Source organism: Providencia xihuensis (assembly GCF_041953405.1).
GTDB classification, from domain to species: Bacteria; Pseudomonadota; Gammaproteobacteria; order Enterobacterales; family Enterobacteriaceae; genus Providencia; species Providencia vermicola.
In genome coordinates this window covers 176,308-200,118 of record NZ_CP169565.1, presented here as the reverse complement: position 1 = coordinate 200,118, position 23,811 = coordinate 176,308, and the positions used below count along the sequence as shown (strand labels likewise).

Here is a 23,811-nt window from a genome sequence, read left to right as displayed (position 1 = left end):
ATTGGTATGCTCTAACCATCATAAATAATCTTTAAATTGTCTTTATCTATGTTGGCAATATCAATAAGCCAACCTAAGGGGAAAATAATGACCGCCAGCACACTTTCTCAAGAATTTTTAACCGCTGCTGAAAAAGGGCAATTAGATTTATTAAAAGGTTGCCTTGAAAAAGGTGTGGATATCAACACAACCAACCGCCAAGGCCGTACCGCTATTGTGAATGCAAGTCTCAATAAACATTATGAATGTGTTTCTTTTCTAATTAATGCAGGCGCAGACATCGATAAACAAGACCAAACATGTTTTAACCCATTTTTATTAAGCTGCTTGAATAACGACTTAACATTATTACGCCTAGTGTTACCGGCAAAACCAAATTTAGATTTATTAACACGTTTTGGTGGTGTGGGGATCACGCCAGCAAGTGAAAAAGGCCACGTTGAGATAGTCCGTGAACTGCTCGAAAAAACAGAAATTAACGTCAACCACACCAACTTTGTGGGCTGGACTCCGCTCCTTGAAGCTATCGTATTAAATGACGGTGGCGAGAAGCAACAGCAAATCGTTAAGCTGCTATTAGAACATGGTGCAAACCCGCATATGACGGATAAATATGGCAAAAAACCGTTAGAACTTGCACGTGAGAAAGGCTATCACGAAATTGCTGAACTACTGGTTGCCGCGGGCGCGTAACTAAACCATATACTCTAAATAATTCAAATTGCATGTAGGCGACAAGCGAAGATAGTTCGATGAGCATACATAAGTATATGATTCGGCTAGCTCAGTGCAGTCAACACCCATGCAACTTGAAGTATGACGAGTAGAGATAAGGAGGCATGTGAACGCATCCATATCCCATCGGCAAATATTATACGGGCTCACGGCTGATAACCATTTTCTCAACCTTTTACATCAGCCGCAGTCTTTAGGAAAAGTAGAGCAGGTATTCAATAAAGCGATTAATTTTACGGTAGAGAATACCCTTTATTCATTACTTTGCTCTTCGTTAGATAATGCACCAAATAGTTGCCGATTAATAAATACTGACTTTTCTCTTTTAAAATTAAAAGCAGGAGCCCCTATTTATCTCTCAAATAAAGAATGGAATATTGGTGAAAATTACACAATTTCGTTTTCTTTATGTAAACACTGGCAACCATTAAAAATTAATTTTGATTCTAAAAAATTAATTAACGAAAACTATTTGTTATATATAACAAACCAAATTAAAAGTTTAGATTTTATTTTACAGGATAACTCAAGCTCTCTATTTAATTATCAGGGAGATAACTTATTTTATCTAACCGTATCAAAACAATTGGTTCAATTACGTCTAAATCTAATTGAATCATTAATTAACAAAGACCAACAAAGTATTACCAAGGTTATTAAGCAATTTGTTGGGTTAGGTATTGGGCTTACGCCTTCTGGTGATGATTATTTAGTTGGGTTAATGGCATTTTTGTTATTAAAAGGTCACCCTGCTTGCACTTTATTCCCTGCTTTTTATCAAGGGATAACACAAAGCAAAAGCCAAACGACCCCCATTAGCGCCATCACGTTAGAAAAGGCCTTAAACCAAGAATATCGCGAAAACATGCAGCAATTAATTCAATCATTAGTTGATGCGCAAGAGACAAATATTTATCCACAATTTTTAGATATTTTAAATATCGGGTCGAGTTCAGGCAGCGACATGCTATTTGGCCTTCGCGACGCTTTGTATCTCACTCACTATTTCGGAGAAAGACATGTCGACTAAAGTTGTCATAAAGAAAAATACCTATTTTGATTCCGTGTCACTGATGTCTATTTCGACTAAAGCCAATCAGCTCGATAATGTTGAGCAAGCTTTTGTCGCGATGGCAACGGAGATGAATAAAGGTGTTCTGCGTAATTTAGGGTTATTAACTGCTGAGTTAGAAGAAGCCAAAAATGGCGATTTAATGATTGTGATTAAAGGGCCAAGTGATGAAGCCAACGATGCAACATTAATTGCTATCGAAGAATTATTTAATAAGAAAAACCAAGGTGGCGGATCCCATGAAGCAAAATACGCCACTATCAATTCCGCGAAAACACACATTCCAGATGCCAACTTAGCGGTGATTTCTGTCAATGGGCAATTTGCTGCTCGTGAAGCGCGTATTGCGTTAGAAAATGACCTTAACGTCATGTTGTTCTCAGATAACGTCTCCATTGAAGATGAATTGGCTCTGAAACAACTTGCCAGTAAAAAAGGCTTATTAATGATGGGCCCTGACTGCGGAACCGCGATTATCAATGGCACCGCACTGTGCTTTGGTAACAATGTACGCCGTGGCAGTATTGGGATTATTGGTGCGTCGGGTACAGGTAGCCAAGAGCTGAGCGTGCGTATCCATGAGTTCGGCGCTGGCGTCTCTCAATTAATCGGTACAGGCGGTCGCGATTTAAGTGAAAAAATTGGCGGTATCATGATGATTGATGCCCTGAAGATGCTTGATGCGGATGAAGAAACGAAAGTTATCGCGTTAATTTCTAAGCCACCAGCACCAGCGGTTGCAAAAAAAGTGCTGGAGCAAGCTGAAAAATGCCATAAACCCGTTGTTGTCTGTTTCTTAGGTAGCCAGCCACTACCAGAAGATAAACCAGGACTAACCTTTGCACAAGGCACCAAAGAGGCGGCACTGAAAGCGGTTCTGCTAACAGGAATTCGTAAAGAAGACTTAGACCTGCACCCACTGAACCTGCCATTAATCGATGAAGTGCGAGCTAAACTCAAACCTGAGCAAAAATACATTCGTGGCCTGTTCTGTGGCGGTACACTGTGTGATGAAGCCATGTTTGCGGCACTGGAAAAATATGACGATGTTTACAGTAATATCCAGCCAAACCCTGAATATCGCTTAAAAGATTTAAACAAAAGTATTGCCCACACGTTCCTCGACTTTGGTGATGATGACTTTACCAATGGTAAACCACACCCAATGATCGACCCAACAAACCGTATTGAGCGTTTACTGCAAGAAGCCCGCGACCCAGAAGTTGGCGTCATCATGATGGACTTTGTCCTTGGCTTTGGTTCTCACGAAGACCCTGTTGGCGTAATGATTGACGCTATCAAAGAAGCCAAAAATATCGCCAAGAAAGATGGCCGTGAATTAGAAATTTTAGGATATGTGCTAGGTACAGACCAAGACACACCAAATATGGATGCACAGGTCAAAATGCTGACTGATGCAGGCGTGATTTGGGCAAGCAGCAGCACCAATACTGGGTTATTAGGACGTGAGTTTGTGTGGAAAGGGGAGAATGCATAATGACGACATTATTTAAGCAACCATTAAGTGTCATCAATGTGGGTATTGAGATGTTCAGTGATGACCTGAAAAAACAACATGTTCCAGTGACACATTTAACATGGACACCACCTGGACAAGGCAACGTTGCGGTTATTCGCGCTCTCGACCAAATCGAAGGAAATGCCGCGCTGCAAGAAAAAATTGAAGCCGCTAACGCACAAGCTCTTGAACGTATTATTCAGTCCCAACCTGTATTAATCGGCTACGACCAAGCGATTAACGTTGTGCCAGGGATGACAAAAAACACCATTTTACACGCAGGCCCGCCAGTGGAATGGAAAGACATGTGCGGCGCAATGAAAGGTGCGGTAACAGGTGCTCTGGTCTTTGAAGGCCTTGCGAAAGATTTAGCGGATGCTGAGCGAGTTGCGGCATCAGGTGAGATTATTTTCTCTCCGTGCCATGAGCACGATTGTGTGGGCTCCATGGCTGGAGTGACGTCTGCATCGATGTTTATGCATATCGTTGAAAACAAGACTTATGGTAACCGCGCATTCACGAACCTGAGTGAGCAAATGGCCAAAATTCTGCGCATGGGTGCAAACGACCAAAGCGTGATTGACCGCTTAAATTGGATGCGTGATGTCTTGGGCCCAATGCTACGCGACGCCATGAAAATTGTTGGTGAAATTGACCTGCGTTTGATGTTAGCACAAGCGCTGCATATGGGGGATGAGTGCCATAACCGTAATAACGCGGGCACTACATTGCTCATTCAAGCGCTAACCACTGGGATTATCCAAACCGATTTCTCTGTCGCACAGCAAAAAGACGTGTTTGATTTCGTCGCAAGCAGTGATTATTTCTCAGGCCCAACATGGATGGCCATGTGTAAAGCGTCAATGGATGCGGCACACGGCATTGAGTACAGCACTGTGGTCACGACGATGGCGCGTAACGGTTATGAGTTTGGCTTGCGTATCAGTGGCTTACCAGGTCATTGGTTTACAGGCCCTTCACAGCAAGTTATCGGCCCAATGTTCGCAGGTTATAAACCTGAAGATTCGGGCTTAGATATTGGTGACTCAGCAATCACTGAAACCTATGGTATCGGCGGCTTCGCAATGGCAACGGCCCCCGCAATCGTCGCATTAGTCGGCGGTACAGTAGAAGAAGCGGTGGATTTCTCTCGTCAAATGCGCGAAATCACATTAGGCGAAAACCCAAATGTCACCATTCCATTATTGGGCTTTATGGGGATCCCAACCGCCATTGATATTACGAAAGTTTCAGCTAGCGGTATTTTACCTGTCATCAATACAGCAATTGCCCATAAAGATGCAGGTATCGGCATGATTGGCGCAGGTATCGTTCACCCGCCGTTTGATTGCTTTGAAAAAGCCATGTTGGCCTACGCACAGAAATACGCTTAGTTTCCAGTAATAAAAAATAACGCCCGACTAAAGTCGGGCAATAATAAAACATCAATACCCAAGTTATTAGCATACCAAAGTGAAATAAAACCAACTCAGTTGCGACTTAAAATAAGTAAGTTATTACCCAAAATAATTTAAGTTGCAACAAGGCAGCAAGCAAGGATATCTCAGGGAGCATACATCAGTATGTGACCTGAGTAGCCGAGAGCAGCCAACGCAGTTGCAGCTTAAAGTATGAAGGGTAATGACGGGTATACAGGGGAATACTTAAAATGAGTATACTTAACATCAAATGGAAACGTGGGGATTTAGCCGCCTATTTTGGCCTAATGACCAATAACTTAACCAACCTCCTCACCATGATGGGCTTATTAATTTTCGTCGTTGGGATCCCATCCGAAATTGTTTACGGCCGCATCGCTCCCGCTTTTGGCTTCGCCGTTTTACTCGCCAGCATCAGTTATGCCTACTTTGGTCAGCAAATGATCAAACAAACGGGTCGTAATGATGTGACCGCACTGCCTTCTGGCCCAAGTGCGCCGTCCATCTTCACCGTGACGTTCTTAGTTATTATGCCCGTGTACCAAACCACGCAGAATGCCGAGTTTGCCATTCAAATCGCCTTGGTTTGGTGTTTTGTAGAATCGATGATTTTAGTCGGTGGTTCATTCTTAGGTGAAACCATCCGTAAGATGATCCCACGTACCGTGCTGTTATCTTGTTTGTCTGGCTTAGGTTTACTGCTTCTGGCGATGAACCCAATGCTGCAAGCATTTGAAGCACCGACCGTTTCTTTTGTGGTTTTACTGTTAATCTTCATTAACTGGTTCGGTAAAAAGCCTATCTTTGCTCGCGTTCCAACAGGTTTGCTGCTGTTGATCGCAGGTACCGTATTGGCATGGGTTTCTGGCTTACAAAGTGCCGAAGCAATTAAAGATTCTATGGCGTCATTTGGTTTTAACCCTCCTGGTATCCACATTGATAGCTTCTTCCAAGGCTTACCACACGCGCTGCCATACTTAGCATCTGCGGTACCATTGGGCTTAGCAAACTATATCTTTGACCTTGAAAACATTGAAAGTGCGCACGCCGCAGGTGATGAATACAACACACGTAAAGTCATGTTAGCGAACGGTTTATCTTCCACAGTTGGTTGCTTTATGGGTAACCCATTCCCTGTCACTGTTTACGTGGGCCACGCAGGTTGGAAAGCAATGGGCGCAAGCGTGGGCTATACCTTAGCATCCGGTATCACCATGTTTATCGTGCCATTATTCGGTATTGGTGCATTTATGTTAGCTATCATCCCAATGACCGCTATCGTGCCAATTCTGGTGTTTATTGGGGTTGTTACTGCTAACCAGGTGGTGCGAGAAACGCCAAAAGTGGAAGTCCCTGTCATCTTTATCTGTTTGTTCCCATGGATTGCCAACTGGGCGCTTACCATGGTGAACAGTGTGATGGGAGCTGCAGGCACCTCTGCAAGTGCGATTGGTACTGAAGTTCTATTACATAAAGGCGTTTATTATCAAGGACTTGTTCATTTAGGTAACGGCGCACCATTAGCGAGTATGTTGTGGGGTTGTATTGCTATCTTCGCCATCCTCAATCAACCATTACGTGGTGCGATTGCCGCAGCTGCAGGTGCAATATTAGTATTCTTTGGAATTATTCACTCCCCAGCGGTAGGAATTGCAACGGGTTCAACCTTGATGTTTGTTTACGCTTACCTCATGATGGCGGCTTTATTTGTACTCAAGCATTTTTTAGATAGCCGTAAATCGGTTGAAGAACAACAAGCTGAAAAGTCTGAGAAGCTCAGCAAGTCAGTGTAATGCAGCCAACCTTGCCTAGTAGGTGTGCGCTGTACACCTACTATCCGAACTCTCTGTATCAGGAAATATTAACAATGAAAGAACTCGTGGTTGTTGCCATCGGGGGCAACAGTATTATCAAAGATAACAACAGCCAGTCTATCGAAGCTCAAGAAAAAGCCGTCCAAGAAGTCGCACACCATATTAGTGACATGCTTGAAGGTGACTACAACATTGTTTTGACTCATGGAAATGGACCTCAAGTTGGGCTGGATTTACGTCGTGCTGAAATCGCCCACGAAACCGAAGGCTTACCATTAACACCGCTCGCTAACTGCGTTGCAGACACACAAGGTGGGATCGGCTATTTAGTTCAGCAAGCGCTCACTAACGTCCTTGCAAAGCGCCATAATCGTCAAGCGATAACGGTTGTCACGCAAGTGGAAGTGGATAAAAACGACCCGAACTTTAGTGCACCAACAAAGCCAATCGGTGCATTCTTCACGCAAGAGCAAGCCAACGAACTGCAACAAACCAACCCAACGTGGCATTTTGTGGAAGACTCTGGCCGCGGTTACCGCCGTGTTGTTGCCTCTCCAGAACCAAAGCGAGTGATTGAATCAAAAGCCATACGCACCTTAACAGAGCACGATTATGTGGTCGTTGCTGCTGGCGGAGGGGGTATTCCTGTTATTGATAATGGAAATGGTGGATACAAAAGCGTTGATGCGGTAATTGATAAAGACTTATCAACCACATTGCTCGCCAAAGAACTGAATGCCGATATTTTGATTATCACCACAGGTGTCGAAAAGGTATGCATACACTTCGGTAAACCAGAGCAAAAAACCCTCGGAGAAACGTCCACCAGCGATATGCAACGCTATATGGAAGAAGGCCATTTCCCTGCAGGTAGTATGTTGCCAAAAATTGAAGCAAGCCTGTCGTTTATTGCCAACGGCGGCAAGCGTGTAATTATCACTACCCCTGAAAAATTACCTGAGGCCTTACGCGGCGAAACAGGTACCCACATCGTTAAAGGGTAAATGTTAGATTCGCAGATCTTCTTATCAAGATCCGCGAATGTCTTATCCGTCTCGCAGTTTAAAAATCTCCCAGATCGTTTGAACATGATCTGGGCGGTTAAGTGCCATCCCAAAAAGGAGTTTCTATGACAGCAGAAAGACCATCCGGCAGAAGAGAGTTCCTATCCACAGGTGCAAAAGTGGCTGCCGCTTGCACCTTATTTGGCGCGATGTCGAGTATCGCCAATGCACAAAACGAACCCGCTGGGCAATCCGCTATTTCAAGTATCACCGACAAGCACTACTATCTCGATGATGTGTTACTGGAAACAGGGTTTAACTTCCGTGATTCAACAGTAATCGGCACGAAAACAGCCTTACAAACCATTGAAATCGATCAGGGCAAAATTGTTGCGGTTTTACCGAATAAACAACATACCAATAGCACCTTAAATACCTATAGCGCACAAGGCAAACTAATGTTGCCTGCGTTTCGCGATATGCATATTCACCTCGATAAAACCTTCTACGGTGGCCCATGGCAAGCCCCTGCATCTCGTGAAGGTAAAACAATTATGGATATGATCGCACTTGAGCAAAAAATGTTGCCCGAGTTGCAACCTTTCACCGAAGAAAGAGCGCACGCGCTGATCAACTTGATCCAATCCCAAGGATCCACCATTGCACGCAGCCACTGCAATATCGAACCTGTTTCTGGATTGAAAAATTTAGAAGCGCTACAAAAAGTACTGGGCGAACATCAACAAGATTTGACCTGCGAAATTGTCGCGTTCCCGCAACATGGGTTATTACTCTCTAAATCAGTGCCATTAATGCGTGAAGCCATGCAAGCAGGCGCTCATTACGTCGGTGGCTTAGACCCAACCAATGTCGATGGCGCGATGGAAAAATCCCTTGATGCCATGTTCCAAATCGCCTTGGATTACAATAAAGGCGTGGATATTCATCTACATGAAACCAGCCCAGCAGGTTTTGCTGCTATCGAGTATATGATTAAAACTGTGGATGAAAACCGCAGCTTACGTGGAAAAGTCACCATCAGCCATGCCTTTGCACTGGCAACATTAAGCCCTGAACAAGCTGAAAAAACGGCAAAGCAGCTAGCAGAACAACAAATCACCATTGCCTCAACCGTACCGATTGGTACACTGCATATGCCACTGAAAACACTCAATAAAAATGGTGTATTTGTGATGACTGGAACAGATAGCGTGGTTGACCATTGGTCGCCATTTGGCCTTGGGGATATGCTGGAAAAAGCCAATTTATACGCACAGCTTTATACCCGCCCTGACGAACTTTCGTTATCACGTTCACTGGCAATCGCGACTGGCAATATTCTGCCGCTAGATGAAAAAGGAACGCAGGTATGGCCTGCAAAAGGGGATGATGCAAGTTTTGTGTTGGTTGATGCGTCTTGCTCCGCAGAAGCCGTTGCACGTATTTCACCAAGACATGCAAGCTTCCATAAAGGTAACCTTGCCCATGGTGTTATGCAAAAATCGGTTGCATAACACTCATGCAAAGTAGCGCCGATCGGCGCTATGAGGTTGTTGACAAAGCAGGATAAAAGCGTGGTTTTTCCTGCTTTGTGTTATCAGCCGAAAATCAATGAATTGATTTTCCTCGTCTATTTTCAAAACCAATTCAACCTGCAGTCAAACCTAATATCGGTTTGTCCGCAGTCTGATAGCGCCGATCGGCGCTATTTTTTTGTTGAATAATTTTTAATGGTTTGAAAGATTAACGCTAATAACTTTTGGTTATCAACTGATTGCAACACCTTGATGGGTTTTGTTTTTAACGCTGGGATCCCCACGCGTAGTCGCAACGGCTCAAGACGGTAGCTTTTCCCTCTTAATGCCCCTTGTAACTCAATATCCACTTGCTGCAACTCATAAGTTACTACGCTTTTATCCAATAACCATGCGATGGTTAATACATCGTGGATCCAACACCCTGCAAGCTGCCGCGTTGTTCGTGAATAATCGATCCATGGGCGCATTGTGCTCACCAAAAACTGACTCAACGGTGAAGTGAGCTCAGCAAACCTATCAAGGTCACTATGCACCATCTGAGTTTGTACCGTTACATCCATAGGAACTAACGTGATATTCGCGCCGCTGTTTAATACGGCATGAGCCGCTTCTGGGTCTAGGCCAAAGTTGGTGTCTTTCACATAACCTGGCACATTAAATACGGCCCCCATAATAACAATTTCAGCAACATTAGCCGCGAGCTCAGGGAATAATTGCATCGCCATCGCAATATTAGTGAGAGGACCAATAGCGATAACTGTGATTTGGTTCGGATTTTCACAAACCAATTTGCCAATGCGCAAAGCTGCTTCAGGAATCGATTCAGGTAACACTGGCACAGAAGGAAGGTTGTCCCATAGATGAGTAAGCTTGGCTCTTTGTGCACCATTGTCTAACTGCTCCCGCCATGGCGCGCTAGCTTCGATTAAAGCAGATGATGCGCCTCGATAAACGAGGATATTTTCGTTTAATGAGCGCACCAAATGGCTGGCAACATTATACCCCACATTGCTAGGCGTATTGCCAGAAACCGTGGTGATCATCTCTAACTGGATTTCAGGTGCCGCAATCGCAAGTGCGAGTGCGAGCCCATCATCAACATTCGCGCCAGCAACCCCGTTTCCTGGATCACAATCAATAATTACACGCATAATTTTCCCTGAAATATTAAATCGTTAGCACCCACAAGAGTGCCCAATCTGTAATTCAAACTCGACCTCACATACGGCTTCTTTATATGGCCAGTTTTGTAAGATTTGTATCGCTTTTTCGGCAATTTTATCAACGGGTTGGCGGACTGTTGTCAGCGTAGGAACCGTATATTCAGATTGAACAGTACCGTTAAAACAAACCAGTGCAATATCCTCTGGAACACGCACTTTTAGCTCCGCTAACGCCTTTAAGCAACCGAAAGCCTGTAATTCATTTGTTGCAAAAATGGCTTCTGGCAACCCAACCTGCTGCATTTGATAAATTGCCTGATAGCCCCAATCGCGCGTATATTTCCCCGCTAAAATCCATTTTTGCTGTACTTGAAGGTTTGCTGTTGCCAATGCCTCTTGCCAACCACTAAAGCGGTCTTGCGTATTAAGCATCTCATTTGGACCGCAAATAATGCCAATATTTTGATATCCATGCTCTATCAAATGGCGGGTGATTTTATAAGCGGCAAGTTTCTCATTCACTTGGATCGTACTCACACCTTCTGAAGCTTCCACCCTATCAAGCATCACACATGGTGTGCCTGACGACTGAATCAGGTCAATATAAGGATGCCTATCAACACTGGTGTAAATCAGCCCTTCAACTTGCCGTAACAACAAATTATTAATTAGCTCTTTTTCGCGAGCTCGCGAATCACCTGCATCCCCAAGTAATAAAACGTGGCCATGTTTAAAAGCTTCCCTTTGTAGTGCATGGGCTATCGAAGCCAGAAAAGGGTTTGAGATATCGGGGATCACTAGTCCATAAGTCTGCGTACTGCCTGATGCAAGTGCTTTTGCAATCCCATTGGGGCGATACCCCGTTTTCTTGATTGCTGCTAACACTTTTTGTTTTGTTGCTTCCGCAACGGGACGGGGACCGTTATTTATCACATAACTGACCACCGCAACCGATGTTCCCGCTTCGCGGGCAACATCTACCCGCGTCACTTTACGGCTATTTGCATCAGACACTCTGCATTCCTTATTCTGTTACCCTTACTTTCTCCAAAGAATAGCAGTCGTCTGGTCTTTTATATACCACTTATATGGCATCTTCAGGCAAGTTAAGGTCACGACCTCGTGTTTCTGGTGCAAAGAATGTTGTCACGAGGCCAATACACGCCATTCCTATGAAATAAATCGCAATTGGCCACCAATGCCCTGTCCAAGACAATAATGCCGCAGCGACCAGAGGCGCAGTACCACCAGATAAAATAGAACCGAGTTCTTTAGCGAAAGCCATTTTAGTATAGCGATTACGTACGCCAAATAACTCCACACCCCAAGCTGCTTGTACCCCGAAAATCCCCAGTGATGCTAACCCCATCCCAACCACAATCGTTGGGATAACAATCATTGGTTCACGGGAATCGAGCAACATAAAAGCAGGCACGGCATACAGCATCAACAAGAAGCAGAACCAACGGTAAACAATACGACGACCAAAGCGGTCAGATAACCAACCCGCGAATGGAATAATGGCAAACCCCAAAATTGATGCGATTAATACCGCCGTGGTGGGAACGGATTTATCCACCAGCAATATTTTTGTGACGTAGCCAATAATAAAACCTTGAGCAAGATAAGACGGGCCATTCTCGCCAATTCGCAAGCCAACCATCGTCCAAAATGCACGAGTTTTCTGCCAAAATGAGCGGTTATCAACAGCATGGATGATGGTGTCTGATTCCAATGCTTTACGGCGCTCTTCTGCGAGCAATTCTTTTTGGCGTTCAAATACGGGGGTTTCACGCATATGTTGGCGGATAATTAATGCGGCTAACGCAATTAAAATGCTACCGAGGAACGGAATACGCCAGCCCCAAGACATCAGGCTTTCCTTGTCCATTTGTAACACTATCAGCCAAATCATGGAGGCAAGTAATGTTCCACTGTTTGAGCCGAGCGCAATAATCGAGGAAACCAAACCTCGGCGTTTTACTGGTGCATACTCACCCAACATCACCGTACCACCAGATAACTCAGCCCCTGCACCTAACCCTTGAGCAAATCGCAAAATAACCAAACAGACTGGCGCCCAAACACCAATTTGTGCGTGGCTAGGTATCGCACCTATTAATGTGGTCGATAACCCCATTAATGCAATCGTGATCACCATGACCATTTTTCGGCCATGCTTATCACCTAACCAACCAAAAAATAATGCACCTATTGGGCGGGCGATAAACCCAACTGAATAGGCTGCAAAACTTGAGAGCAATGCCATAATCGGCGTCGCATCAGGGAAGAAAACATCACCAAAAATGATACCTGCCGCTAAACCATAAAGAGCAAAATCTGCGTACTCCATGGTTGTTCCTAACCAGCATGAGAAAATCGCTCGGCGGAAATCTTTCTTCCCTTCTGGAGTATTTAACCGCTCTTGTGCAGCTTGTTGATTAGTCTCAACATTTGATTGTGTGACCATAGTCATAAACCCTTGGTATTGGCGCAAAGCCGATTAATCAAGACAATATAGTTTGTGATTTTATTTACTTAAAGCATAGTCTACGCGCGTAGAATTAAGCAAACAAGGTGATCCTATTTTGTGAGCGTTATCACTTGATGATAGAAATATGAAATTTATATGACTGAAAATACAGGGGGAAATGACTGAAGGTAAAAACAGAAACCTCTCGAGCCCGCTAAGGCACAAGAGGTTGAGTCTCTAAAAATCGTTATTCTACCGCTCTATCTAAACGAATTTTCCGTTCTTCATAAATGGCCACAACGCCTAACATCACAATACCTACCGCTGTTGCAGCAAATAATAAATAGAAAGTATCTGACCAACCATGCAATGTGAGACCGCCCAGTGAAATGCCATCTCCTTTTGGGTCTGCAATACGGGAAACAAGAACTTTTGCCATCCCGTCGCCAAACAGGTAACCAAAGAAGCCAGGAATGGAGTTAACCACCGCTGTCGCACATTTCGGGGCAAAACCGATAATGGAGATACCAATTAAAATCACGGGGCCAAAAATAAAGAATCCTTCAAAAAACAGCGCAATATAGATTCCCCAGACACTGGTCATGTTCTGATAGGCTATCAATGGGAAAATCACTGAAATCATACACAACATGCCGAGCAACGCACGTCTTCCCCCCATTTTATCAGAGATATAACCCCATGTTAGTGAGCCTAAAAAGCCACCAAGTTCGAGCGCCGTGATTGTACCAATCGCAGAAATATCATCCCAGTTGAGCGCCATTTTAACATACGCCACACTCCAGTTGTCCACGCCAATCCGAATGGTGTACACACACAAGTTCGCAAAGCACAAAAACCAAACAGCTGGGTTTTTCAGCACATACTTAACAAAAATATCACGCTTAGTCATGCTTTCTGCCGCGGTATCTGCTTTAGACACAGGCTCATCAAAAATCTCTTCTGGCGTATTCCACCCTAACTCCGACGGGTCATCTTTCCCGAAAAACAGGCCAAAAGTTGCGATAACAGCGGCAAATAAAATAGGGAAAATAAACATCCCTGCCACATTACCGTTAAAGGCGTATTCCATTCCAAACAAAGCAATAGGACCAGCTAGGATTGCACCAATATTATGAGAAGCATTCCACCATGAAATATAACGACCTCGATTCTTTCTTGGCGTCCAGCGGTTAATGGTTGAATTCGAGCAAGGCCCACCGGGTGCTTGGAATAACCCAGTCAGCGCCCAGAGGAAAATAAATATCCCCAGCGAATGCCCTGAAGATAGCAAGAACATCCCTATGGCAAATGAAGAGGCGCAGGACAGCAATAACAAGAAACTGAGTATCTTCTTGGTATTCTTCCCGTCAATATAATAGGAAAGTAATACCCGCCCTAAGCTATAGGTGATCGAGAAACCGAACCCTACGGTGCCTAAATCACTTAACGTAAAATCCGTTTGTTCAATAATAAATGGTGTTGCTGCTTTGAAGTTATAACGTAAAAAGTAGATCCCTGTGTAGGCGAGGCACATCACCAAGAAGGGTTCCATAAATTTGCGTAGCCATAAATCACGTTGTACAGAGAGAGGGACCTTGCCAATCGGGAGTCTTTTAATATCAAAAAAGGAAAGTTTAGAACTCATTTTATTGCCCTTTTATCGTTCTTAATTATTTTAATTATTTTATTTTTTAACTACTTAAGGAACGCATCAAGTTGCTGATAAACATCAGGACTCGACGCTAAAACATAACCGCCTTTCATCAGAAAATCGGGATTCGAAGAATAATCATTGGTCGTGCCGCCTGCTTCTTGGATTAATAACAACCCAGCGAGGCAGTCCCAAGAGTTGAGGTGTGGTTCGAAGTAGCCAATCAGCCGACCTGCCGCAACGTAAGCTAACATCAATGCCGCCGAGCCATTGCGTACAAACATGCCGTTCGCATGGAGTAACTTATCTAGAAATGGAATAATAGTTTCAGGTGGCATTCTGGTTGAAATGCCCACACCTAATAAACCTTCATTTAGAGAATGGGCAGGGGTCGCGTGCACACGTGTTTGATTGCAATAACAGCCATAGTTTCGCATTGCATGAAATAGGTCATCATGAACGGCATCATAAACTGCCGCAATCACTGTATTTTTGTGCTCATCAAGCAATGCGATGGAAACACACCAAGACGCAAGGCCAAAAATAAAAGCGCTGGTACCATCAATTGGGTCAACCACCCAGGTATAGCCTGACTTTCCTTGAGAAAAACCGCCTTCTTCACCAAAAATGGCGTCATCAGGGAAATGATGGTTAATTTTTTCGCGAATAAAATTTTCTGTGTTTTTATCCGCAACTGTAACAAGATCTTGCCCATCACCTTGTTTCTTTTCAATATTTAATTGCCCACGTTGATGGTAATAAACAACTGCCAACTTCCCCGCGTCTATAGCAACTTTTTGAATGAACTGATACCTGCTCGAAATAGCGTCCATTTCAACCCCTTAAATTGAAATTATTATTTCGAACATTACATTTATTGAACTATTTATTTTGTGATCGATTTCAAGGCATGAAAAATTAATGTTAATTTTATTTTATAAAAAATAGTTAATTTCGATGTTAGCTTATTGATATAACGATGACTAATCTCAAATTTTATATTTAAGGAATCAATTATTAAATTTCTATTGATAAAAATTAGAAATAAATAATTCAAAATATCATCTTTTTATGATTACTCTAGCTAAAAGACTTAAGCGAATTAAAAGAGAAATGAAAAGCCCAAAAGCCACTTTTTAAATACCCAGTGGCTTTTGGTGTTATTTCACATTTGAAAGGTAATCGACGATATCGCGTAAATAACGCCACTTCATCCAGACTTCATCATTAATTCCCTGCCCAGTATATTGCTCAATAGCAGTGATTAACTCTAACATTTCCAGCGAATCAATATGTACGTCTACGATCAGTGCAGAGTCCATAGTGTAGCTATTCGTGATCCCTGAATAAGTCCGTATTTGCTGGATTTGCTCCACCAGCCATAACCAATGAATGTTATTTGGTTTAATATCCATTTAACCCCTCACTGGCCTGTGGTGTAAGCATCTTTTTTGCTTTGATCGCGCGTCAATGCGCCTCGTTCCGTTAATGTCACCGGAGTCTCACTATTCGGCAGATAAGACGCTGTATCTACGACCACTTTTGTTGCTTCACGTGTACCACGATAAATTTCTTTATCCGATTGACTACGTGTTAATGCGCCCTCCGTTGATAATGTGACTTTGGTGGGCACTTCGCCGTTTCTTAAGTAGCTCCCTAAAAGATGACCATTTTTAGGTAAAAACTGCTGTATGGCCTCTTGTTTGGCTGATTGACGTTCTGGCTTTACCTTTGCCTGTGTATCTTGGTTGCCACGCAGCGTACTGGCAACAAAGCCCTTGCTCTGGTAAATAGAGTTATCCACCTTTGGAAATTCGTAATCAACTTCTGGTTCTTTCGCAGGTGGTTGATTTCCGTGTAGCGTACTCGCAACAAAGTCCTTGCTCTGGTAAATAGAGTTATCCACCTTTGGAAATTCGTAATCAACTTCTGGCTCTTTCGCGGGTTGGCTTAATATCGTGTGCGACAGTTTCGCTATAAATTGATTTTTGACAGGTGCTAATACGGGAGCTTCGCTCTGTTTGGTCTGTTTAGACTCTTCGAGTGACGAGTGATCCACTTCGGGAGCTTCATGACTGATCTTCGTGATATTTTCACTGAGTGGAGAACTAAAGTAATAGTTATTTGTTGTGTTGTAACTACCTGATATATGACTGCTTGTCAAATCCGAGGATTGAGGCAACCCCCTTGCGCCATCAACTTCGTCCCCTAGTGGTGACGGTAACGGCTGGCTTTCTACTTTCGGTATTACGGCTCGCTCTTCCCAATTAACTTGCACTTTTAGTGTCTTAACAATTTCTAAGCTTTCTTCTAATACACTGAACATATTGTGCATATAATGAGCTTTATCAACAGATGGGCCATTTCCTGCGTTCTGATAAGCGCTATTTAAAACCGAGATTTCTGCTTGCTTATGTTTATTCTGCTCAGAGAGTAAACAATTATCCATTGAAAGCTGTTCTACCATTTCCACTGATAAGTGCGGTTTTAAAACATTTTTAAATTCTGGCCTAACATAAACCTCTTTAAACCTTTCTCCCATAGCAAGAAAATGATTGCCTTTAATACCAGACAAAGATTTCTGGATTTTTTTATCGAACTGTTCCAATGATTTTTGAAGGGTTGCTTTAAAATTATCATTCGTTGTTTGATTCAAACTCTGAACCATGTTTGCGGCGGACTCTAATAACCCATCCGCCATTTCATGAGGTTCCAGTAACGTTAAAATAATCAAACTACTTTCAGGGCGGTAATGCATAGCTTGTTGAGTTATATTTCCCATCCCACCAAAGTTTAATGCATTCATCACTATTTCCGCCGTGATATTATAACCACTTTTATTTAATAGCTCAGAAATAATAGAGGCCTGCTTGTGAACATTGAGATTATGCAAATCCTCTTTATTCATATTGGGTGTTTCGGTTTTTATATTACCTTCTCCGTTCAATGGTAATGCATTTGTTGAACTAGCAGGTAGAACAGAGGAAATATTATGTGCTATTGAATTACTGTTATTGACTAAATTCCTATTCATGTCCATGCTAGGAGTTACTGCATTTTTTAATATAGGAGAAATTGACATTATACAATACCCTCACAATAAATTATGATTTAATAATAAAAATTGTCGTACTTATAAATTAAAAATTAAAAATTAAAAATTAACTAAAGCACTATTATTTTGATTCAAGTCTCTAACTAGTTGAATGAGTAACTGAGTTAATGTCTCAAAATGGCTATTATCTTGCCGAAATGTTTCTAATAACCGGGAAACACTATTATTAACAGCATTTTTTTGGCTGTCTATTGCTGTTTGCATACTTTGAAATTGCTGAGACTGAACTTGTGCTCCATCTGTCCACCCATTAAGACCACGCACAGTATTAAATATTTCTACAATAGGTTTAAGATCTGGATATATTTTTACATGTGTTCCTGTTTTTTTAACTATAAAACCTTGACCCGATAATTTTTTTTCCCAAAATTCGAAAACGCCATTTTCTAATGGTAACTCTAGAAGGGGTGTCGCTTGGCTCTCATTAAGACTAAAGTTATTAAAATGGCCATTCAAGTGATTAGTATCATTTGGATTTCCTGTAAAAGGTCTCCCAGAATACTTTGCAGCGGCACTATTTAAATCTAAGATAAAACTTTTCGCATAGAATTCAATTTTACCATCGCTCCCCGCTTTCATATGATTACTTAGCTTACCAATCGCCGTATTAATATCTTGCATAAACTGAGTCGATGCTTTAATTAATTCACCATACTGTTTTTGATAGTTATCATGAATATTCTCAATCATTGTTTCTAACCCCTTAATATGAGGTCGACCATCAATTACAGTGTCTGATACACTTCGTTTTTCACGTTTTAATGCTTTATATGAGTCTGAGGAAATATTTGAAACTAGATTTGTATGGCTTATTTCCTTTTCAATATCGTTAAATGAGACTGATTTTCTATAAGAAGCTTCATTCAATTCCAAACCACCCAATTGTCTCGCTAGCACCATTCCTTGTTCATAAGGATCTGCGTCTAAGTCTATGGCAAATTCATTTCCATTCTGGTGGGTTATCGTTTCCTGTTTTCCAACAACAGCTGCATTCTTTACTTCTGGATACCCAATATAATTTCGTTGAAATAATACTTCCATGGTTAGCCCCTTACAACACTCTGAAATGTTCGCAAATTAGCCTCTCTAATTTCACGTAAATACTCACTCATTTGCTTCACAAGGTCTTTATCTTTATCTACTTGTTTATCTTTATCTGCTGAAATAGTACGTGCGATATCAGCCGTCGCCTGTTGCTTCATTTTATTTGCTTCTTCTTCTTTAACGCTAATTTGAGTCCCTGATGTCACCATTTGTCCTGCATTATCGGATAGGCGCCCGCCTTGTTCTGCTATGCTGCTGTATGTTCTCGATTTATTCACAATACGATCATGCTCTTGGCTTTCCGCCAGCCCTAACTTATTAGTCTTTTGTGCAGATTCTGCATTTCGTTGATTTACTAAGTTTTTCTGAGTTGAACTTGGGCTGTCCACCATATCTATTGAGCTGCCATCTTTACCTTTAAGGCTAATCGTATTATTTTTCGTCGAAGCCCCACTTTGACTTAATGCCTTCAAGTTATCAGTTAAAGCGCTATTTTGGTTCGCCTTCACCAAATTAGTATTTGTCGATTTAAGTTGTGTGTGCAGTGATTTAGCTTGAACCAACCCACTTCCCAAACTCACAGCAAAAGAAGTACAGAACCCTGCCAATGAACTATAAAATGCTTTTTCACCTTCTTTAATGGTAGAGTCTGCAGCGGCCTCTACCATTTTGGCATTTAATGATAAGAAATCGGCGCTAATTCGACGATCGGAGATATTCAGTTCAGATAATACTTTACGAACAATTGAGCTTAACGCTAATAATATATCACTGCTAATAATCCCAATGAATTGGTTTGATTTTAATTCTCCTGTCGACTTAATTTCATTCTCTTTAAGTTCTACATTGCTTTGGCTATTATTGAAAGCATCTTTAAGTAATGAACTTCCTAATATTACCTGTACAGCAAGCCCTATTTGCTTTATTTCTATTTCATCAGGTAATTGGGCTGTTTGGAAAGCTTGCTCGGAAATGTTTATCTCTTCTGCTAATACTTTAGCCACTAATTGCTGCATTTTTTCTGGTGTAATCGTAATAAATTGATGAACATCCCCCAGTAATGCCATTCTTTCTGAAGCACCTAATAAGGTTAATGCCTCTAATATGTGCTCCACATTAATATCTTTTATTGCGATCGCTTCTTTAAGTTCAATTTTTTCTGTACTGATTTGTTTCGCTAACAAATCGATTTCTTGTACCGTCACTACTTTTTTAGGTGTAATGCCTTCTAAACTCGAGTCATTTAATGCTGTCGATATAATCGAAGCATGGTTATTGGCTAATATATTTATAATGCTTTCTTTATTAGTATTAATTTCCATTTTTTCCTCTCAGTTTTTACCCAAAACGTGCCATTTTCAACATTTCAACTTTTTGGTTATTCGACTCCTGAAGAGAGCCCAAAATACCGTTGAACATTTCACTTAACTTCTCTGTTTCTTTTGACATTGCTTTGATAAGAGCATTAAGCAGCTCTGTTAATGCTTGAATTGACGCATCATTCAGCATCATACCCGCCAACATTGCTTTCATATCACGTATATTCGCGGCAGCATCTAAACGTAGTCCACCCGTTGCTGCCGTATTTGTAATACTCATAACAGCACCAGTGCCTTTCATTGCAACTTCAAGACGAGCCATGCCCACACTTTGTTTATTTACGCTATCAACGACATGCTTAGCACTTGAAGACACATCAGTAATATCATCAAATTTGTCTGACAATTTAGCGAATTTGGATAGATTTACCACGCTATCACCACTGTCCGCGACCGAGTCACCGACCTTCACCATTTGGCCACCAATGGACACAACGTCTGACGATTTATCCGCTTTATCTGCAATTTGGCTAATCGCTTTCGCAGTATGTTTTACTTCATCAAATTTATCCGACAATTTAGCGAGTTTAGAAAGCTTTGCCATACTATCAGCGCTATCTGCCACTTTAGTCGATATGTTACCGAGTGCATTGGTTAAACTTTTAGGCACTGATTTGATAATACCTTTTATCATTTTCGGTATGTTTTTTATCATGCTCGGAATACTTTTTATCGCAGAGCCCATTGAAAGCAGGGAAAGTGCCAAAAAAGCAATTGCTGCGACAATCATGCCAACAATGCTGCCAATTTGTTTAGCCTTCTCCTCTGGTACACCAAACTCAATCAGCATGTTCGTCACAACATAAGAAATTTGGTCAGCTAACATTTGCATTAGGCTGCTATGACCTGTTTCTTCTAATACAATATCTGTAACCGCTATCGCAATCCCTATAGCAGCAACGGCTAATGTAAGTGGCGTCGCTGCCCCAAGCGTTGCAACCGTGGCAATAACTGAAACAGCCAACAAAATATAACTAAAGATTTTACTCGTGCATGAAGCCGCTTTATTCGCTTCAGCCGCTTTACGTTCGGACGCCTCCGCTTCTTGCGCTTTTTTTTCCGAGTCTCTACGAGAAGCCTCATTGATTTTCATCATGACTTCTTCTTGTTCTTTCATGTTACGAACAGAGTCTTCGCTAATCGCTTTTTTGAGTTGAGCTGTCAACAAGGTCAACAATGCCAACGTGTTTTCCCATTTATCACCATCCAGCTCAACATTTCGGGGGGTAGTTTCTATAAATTGAGTTAGTTTGTTACGGTTATCGTCACAAATCTTAGTTAACTCGATAGATTTATCAGCTAACCCTTCAAAATCACGTTGTAACGTATCAATTTTTAAATTAAATTCATTTTTTTGATTAGTTAATAAAACAGATGAGGCTTCCAATGTTGCCTGTTCATTGGTTAATTGATTAAATTGTGTATTCAACTCTGCAATCTTTGCTTCAGCGGCAACTTCAACTTGATAGGCTTCTTCTGTTATCGGCTTTTCTAAAGCGTTTATCTGCGCTAATATTTTTTTATTTTCGGCTAATTCAAGTTTAATATTAGCCAAACGATCTTTATTATTCGTAATGGTTTGTTGAAGATTTTTTTGCTTATCTGTGATGTTGTTTAACTGCTCTTTCGCGAGATTTAAGTTTTTTTCAACCTCTAGGGTCTGAATAGTGTATCTCTCAGCTTCCTTTGCTGAATTTGCAAATGAATTAAGTAATTCACTACCTTGATTACGTAAAGCCTCTGATTCGGCATTGATTAATTCAAGTCTATTTTTTAATTCACCTAAGTTACCTTCATGTAATAATTGACGCAGTGTTGAAAATGTTTCAATAAGTAATGCGGTTCCATTAAAGCCTTTTTGTGATTTTGAGCCTGCTATTTGTGGACTCATTTTCATCATCATCATTTTTGGTTTTAATAATTTAGGAATATTTTCATTGCGCTGCTTTTTCATCTGCTCTGTAGATGTCAACTCCTCACAGGCTATTTCTAATGCTAATACTGATTTAACACTTTCATCTCCAGTCCCTAATGGGTTACTGTTTTGTAAAAAGGTATAAATGTTTTTTATTCGTTCATTATTACCAAGGTTTGTAATATCGACCATATCATTTCCTCGTTATATTCTAGAATCTGTTGAATCCGTTTTTTCTGGCGAGTCTTTCTTTAATGAATTTAAATAGGCTTTTGATTTTTTTTGTAAATCAGCATTTTCACTACTCGCTACAACGCTTTCAAAACAGTGCAATGCCGCACTACTTTTTTTCATCATCAAATTGCATTGCCCTGCATGGAACAACGGCCGATAATCATTTTTAGCCAGTACAAATGCCAAAGCGTATAACTCTGTAGCTTTATCATAACGTTTAGTCAACTGATAAACCGCAGCAAGCCCCATCACATAGTCAGTATTATAAAAATCATAAATACTTAGAAATCGGAAAAAAGTTTCTGCTTCTTTTAATTTACCTTGTTGATAAAACTCATAAGCATAAGAATAAATTCCATCCATTGTACATTGAGGAATACCGTGTATATCTTTATAAGTTGCACCATCCATTAGTGCTGTCGTAATATTTCCGAGTAATTCTTCCATATCAATATCTTGTTTTTCATCATGTTGAATATTATTCATATATTTACCTTATTTTTGAATATTTAATATATGATGCTGTTATCTTTTTGCATCATAATTAATCAATTTCTTCGTGGCTTTAAAAAAACGATTTAATCTATATATTGTTATTTTTCATTTAGAAAAATTTATAATTTAATGCCGCCATTTTCGGCTAATTTTCCTAATGCATCATCAACATCAATACCCATTTTGACTAATTCAACTCTAATTAGCCAGGATATGACTTGCATGATTTCTTCTAGCCCTGAGTCGTCAATAAAACTATCTTTTTTATATAACCGCCAAACCTTTCGAGCTAATGGGATATCACGGACAATAGGAATACCTTGCTGCTGTGCATATTTGATAATGGCCTTCGCATATATTCCTTTACTTTTAGAAAACAAAAAGGGTAATGGTGCAATATCCGAATCGTAATAAATTAACATTGCAATATGTGTGGGATTAGCCATCACAAATGTAGAATTACGCACATTTGATTTAACTTCTTCAGAAAGTAATTCTTGATGTAAACCTCGTCGCGCACTCTTAATCTGAGGGTCACCTTCATTGTCTTTGTGTTCTTTCTTTACCTCTTGTTTTTCCATTTTTAAGTTTTTAATAAATAAGAAAAATTCAGTAATCATATCAACGATAATAATTAGTAATGCTACGGCTAAAAATACAATGATAAAGGTCGTTGATAAATCTGCCCATTGCTGGATCATGCCTTCAATGGTAGTCCGATAAAGCATAAAAATGTCATGTCGCCAAAGATAGAAAAAAACCAATGCGGAGACAACAAAGACAAGCAAGTATAAAATAGCTTTAATAAGTTCTTTTAACGAGTTCAAAGAAAATATTTTTTTTAGCCCTGCAATAGGATTTAATTTTGTTAAATCCAGTTTTATTGCCTCTGTCGCTAGCCTAAAACGACTCTGTAATAATGAGACCAACGTTCCAGCTAAAAAACACGCCAATAAAACTGGTAATAAAATACCAATAAAAACAATAAAGAATTCCCAAAGTAATGTATCAATATTTATATTATTTGGAGACAGTAATATCTTTTTTGTTAATAGACCCAAGTCAGATAAACTTGTCATACCATCAAAGATAAAAGCACTAACGACTAATACAATCGCGGCAACTGAATCTTTGCTTTTATAGCTTTGTCCTTTCTTTGCTGAATCCTTTATTTTTTTATCAGTAGGCTTCTCTGTTTTTTCTGCCATAATAATTAAACTG

At 41.0% G+C, this 23,811-nt stretch carries 19 protein-coding genes; 7 read left to right on the top strand and 12 right to left on the bottom strand.

Translation table 11 applies throughout. The annotated features are described in order from the left end of the window. Positions 1-87: 87 nt before the first annotated feature. The 7 genes from ACE2AL_RS00885 (at position 88) to ACE2AL_RS00855 (ending at position 9,097) form a co-directional block, all read left to right on the top strand. On the top strand, positions 88-693 hold the full coding sequence (locus ACE2AL_RS00885; RefSeq protein ID WP_206085113.1) for an ankyrin repeat domain-containing protein: 606 nt from the start codon (positions 88-90) through the stop codon (positions 691-693). 148 nt (positions 694-841) lie between these two features. Further along, positions 842-1,765, top strand: a complete 924-nt coding sequence (locus ACE2AL_RS00880) for a DUF2877 domain-containing protein (protein WP_375083839.1) — start codon at positions 842-844, stop codon at positions 1,763-1,765. Further along, positions 1,755-3,305: an acyl-CoA synthetase FdrA gene (gene fdrA, locus ACE2AL_RS00875; protein WP_272573828.1), complete on the top strand. Its 1,551-nt coding sequence runs from the start codon at positions 1,755-1,757 to the stop codon at positions 3,303-3,305. Before ACE2AL_RS00880 ends, fdrA begins: the two co-directional genes overlap by 11 nt. Then, a complete protein-coding gene (locus ACE2AL_RS00870) occupies positions 3,305-4,720 on the top strand; it encodes a DUF1116 domain-containing protein (RefSeq protein WP_206085116.1) in 1,416 nt (471 codons plus the stop codon). The genes fdrA and ACE2AL_RS00870 overlap by 1 nt, the downstream gene beginning before the upstream one ends. A gap of 275 nt (positions 4,721-4,995) precedes the next feature. Continuing rightward, a complete protein-coding gene (locus tag ACE2AL_RS00865) occupies positions 4,996-6,558 on the top strand; it encodes a xanthine permease (RefSeq protein ID WP_206085117.1) in 1,563 nt (520 codons plus the stop codon). Positions 6,559-6,632: 74 nt separating this feature from the next. Next, complete coding sequence (locus tag ACE2AL_RS00860; RefSeq protein ID WP_206085118.1) at positions 6,633-7,583, top strand: carbamate kinase family protein; 951 nt, start codon at positions 6,633-6,635, stop codon at positions 7,581-7,583. A 125-nt stretch (positions 7,584-7,708) separates the two neighbouring features. Next, a complete protein-coding gene (locus ACE2AL_RS00855) occupies positions 7,709-9,097 on the top strand; it encodes an amidohydrolase family protein (protein WP_375083838.1) in 1,389 nt (462 codons plus the stop codon). 191 nt (positions 9,098-9,288) lie between these two features. On the opposite strand, the gene ACE2AL_RS00850 is transcribed toward ACE2AL_RS00855, so the two are convergent. The 12 genes from ACE2AL_RS00850 to ACE2AL_RS00795 all read right to left on the bottom strand — a co-directional run bounded on the left by ACE2AL_RS00850 (position 9,289) and on the right by ACE2AL_RS00795 (position 23,798). After that, a complete protein-coding gene (locus ACE2AL_RS00850; protein ID WP_375083837.1) occupies positions 9,289-10,272 on the bottom strand; it encodes a nucleoside hydrolase in 984 nt (327 codons plus the stop codon). A 24-nt stretch (positions 10,273-10,296) separates the two neighbouring features. Continuing rightward, a complete protein-coding gene (locus tag ACE2AL_RS00845) occupies positions 10,297-11,298 on the bottom strand; it encodes a LacI family DNA-binding transcriptional regulator (protein WP_272573824.1) in 1,002 nt (333 codons plus the stop codon). Positions 11,299-11,368: 70 nt separating this feature from the next. Beyond that, the gene (locus ACE2AL_RS00840; RefSeq protein ID WP_272538894.1) at positions 11,369-12,754 is read right to left on the bottom strand and encodes an MFS transporter; all 1,386 of its coding nucleotides are present in this window, start codon (positions 12,752-12,754) and stop codon (positions 11,369-11,371) included. Positions 12,755-13,004: 250 nt separating this feature from the next. Continuing rightward, the gene (gene uhpT / locus ACE2AL_RS00835; RefSeq protein WP_375083836.1) at positions 13,005-14,402 is read right to left on the bottom strand and encodes a hexose-6-phosphate:phosphate antiporter; all 1,398 of its coding nucleotides are present in this window, start codon (positions 14,400-14,402) and stop codon (positions 13,005-13,007) included. 50 nt (positions 14,403-14,452) lie between these two features. Further along, positions 14,453-15,241 (bottom strand): inositol monophosphatase, encoded by a 789-nt coding sequence (locus tag ACE2AL_RS00830; protein WP_272538893.1) that lies wholly within the window; start codon positions 15,239-15,241, stop codon positions 14,453-14,455. Between the two features lie 327 nt (positions 15,242-15,568). Continuing rightward, positions 15,569-15,823, bottom strand: a complete 255-nt coding sequence (locus tag ACE2AL_RS00825; RefSeq protein ID WP_272538892.1) for an acyl carrier protein — start codon at positions 15,821-15,823, stop codon at positions 15,569-15,571. 8 nt (positions 15,824-15,831) lie between these two features. Further along, positions 15,832-17,490 (bottom strand): hypothetical protein, encoded by a 1,659-nt coding sequence (locus ACE2AL_RS00820; protein ID WP_375083835.1) that lies wholly within the window; start codon positions 17,488-17,490, stop codon positions 15,832-15,834. Positions 17,491-17,562: 72 nt separating this feature from the next. Beyond that, positions 17,563-18,564, bottom strand: coding sequence for an IpaD/SipD/SspD family type III secretion system needle tip protein (locus ACE2AL_RS00815; protein WP_272538890.1), 1,002 nt, complete (start codon positions 18,562-18,564; stop codon positions 17,563-17,565). 2 nt (positions 18,565-18,566) lie between these two features. After that, positions 18,567-19,889 carry a type III secretion target, IpaC/SipC family protein gene (locus ACE2AL_RS00810; RefSeq protein ID WP_272538889.1) on the bottom strand — a complete coding sequence of 441 codons (1,323 nt, stop codon included), beginning with the start codon at positions 19,887-19,889 and terminating at the stop codon, positions 18,567-18,569. 16 nt (positions 19,890-19,905) lie between these two features. Then, positions 19,906-22,053, bottom strand: a complete 2,148-nt coding sequence (gene sctE, locus ACE2AL_RS00805; RefSeq protein WP_375083834.1) for a type III secretion system translocon subunit SctE — start codon at positions 22,051-22,053, stop codon at positions 19,906-19,908. Between the two features lie 12 nt (positions 22,054-22,065). Continuing rightward, positions 22,066-22,581, bottom strand: coding sequence for a type III secretion system translocator chaperone SicA (sicA, locus tag ACE2AL_RS00800; protein WP_272538887.1), 516 nt, complete (start codon positions 22,579-22,581; stop codon positions 22,066-22,068). A gap of 128 nt (positions 22,582-22,709) precedes the next feature. After that, complete coding sequence (locus ACE2AL_RS00795) at positions 22,710-23,798, bottom strand: EscU/YscU/HrcU family type III secretion system export apparatus switch protein (protein WP_272538886.1); 1,089 nt, start codon at positions 23,796-23,798, stop codon at positions 22,710-22,712. Between the last annotated feature and the right edge of the window lie 13 nt (positions 23,799-23,811).

What these genes read in the sequence shown, in the direction of transcription:
- ACE2AL_RS00860 (WP_206085118.1), top strand. Translation starts at nt 6,633, where the DNA reads ATGAAAGAACTCGTGGTTGTTGCCATCGGGGGCAACAGTATTATCAAA.
- ACE2AL_RS00870 (WP_206085116.1), top strand. Translation starts at nt 3,305, where the DNA reads ATGACGACATTATTTAAGCAACCATTAAGTGTCATCAATGTGGGTATT.
- uhpT (WP_375083836.1), bottom strand. Translation starts at nt 14,402, where the DNA reads ATGAGTTCTAAACTTTCCTTTTTTGATATTAAAAGACTCCCGATTGGC.
- ACE2AL_RS00885 (WP_206085113.1), top strand. Translation starts at nt 88, where the DNA reads ATGACCGCCAGCACACTTTCTCAAGAATTTTTAACCGCTGCTGAAAAA.
- ACE2AL_RS00840 (WP_272538894.1), bottom strand. Translation starts at nt 12,754, where the DNA reads ATGGTCACACAATCAAATGTTGAGACTAATCAACAAGCTGCACAAGAG.
- ACE2AL_RS00855 (WP_375083838.1), top strand. Translation starts at nt 7,709, where the DNA reads ATGACAGCAGAAAGACCATCCGGCAGAAGAGAGTTCCTATCCACAGGT.
- ACE2AL_RS00810 (WP_272538889.1), bottom strand. Translation starts at nt 19,889, where the DNA reads ATGGAAATTAATACTAATAAAGAAAGCATTATAAATATATTAGCCAAT.
- ACE2AL_RS00865 (WP_206085117.1), top strand. Translation starts at nt 4,996, where the DNA reads ATGAGTATACTTAACATCAAATGGAAACGTGGGGATTTAGCCGCCTAT.
- fdrA (WP_272573828.1), top strand. Translation starts at nt 1,755, where the DNA reads ATGTCGACTAAAGTTGTCATAAAGAAAAATACCTATTTTGATTCCGTG.
- ACE2AL_RS00795 (WP_272538886.1), bottom strand. Translation starts at nt 23,798, where the DNA reads ATGGCAGAAAAAACAGAGAAGCCTACTGATAAAAAAATAAAGGATTCA.
- sicA (WP_272538887.1), bottom strand. Translation starts at nt 22,581, where the DNA reads ATGAATAATATTCAACATGATGAAAAACAAGATATTGATATGGAAGAA.
- ACE2AL_RS00825 (WP_272538892.1), bottom strand. Translation starts at nt 15,823, where the DNA reads ATGGATATTAAACCAAATAACATTCATTGGTTATGGCTGGTGGAGCAA.
- ACE2AL_RS00820 (WP_375083835.1), bottom strand. Translation starts at nt 17,490, where the DNA reads ATGTCAATTTCTCCTATATTAAAAAATGCAGTAACTCCTAGCATGGAC.
- sctE (WP_375083834.1), bottom strand. Translation starts at nt 22,053, where the DNA reads ATGGTCGATATTACAAACCTTGGTAATAATGAACGAATAAAAAACATT.
- ACE2AL_RS00850 (WP_375083837.1), bottom strand. Translation starts at nt 10,272, where the DNA reads ATGCGTGTAATTATTGATTGTGATCCAGGAAACGGGGTTGCTGGCGCG.
- ACE2AL_RS00830 (WP_272538893.1), bottom strand. Translation starts at nt 15,241, where the DNA reads ATGGACGCTATTTCGAGCAGGTATCAGTTCATTCAAAAAGTTGCTATA.
- ACE2AL_RS00815 (WP_272538890.1), bottom strand. Translation starts at nt 18,564, where the DNA reads ATGGAAGTATTATTTCAACGAAATTATATTGGGTATCCAGAAGTAAAG.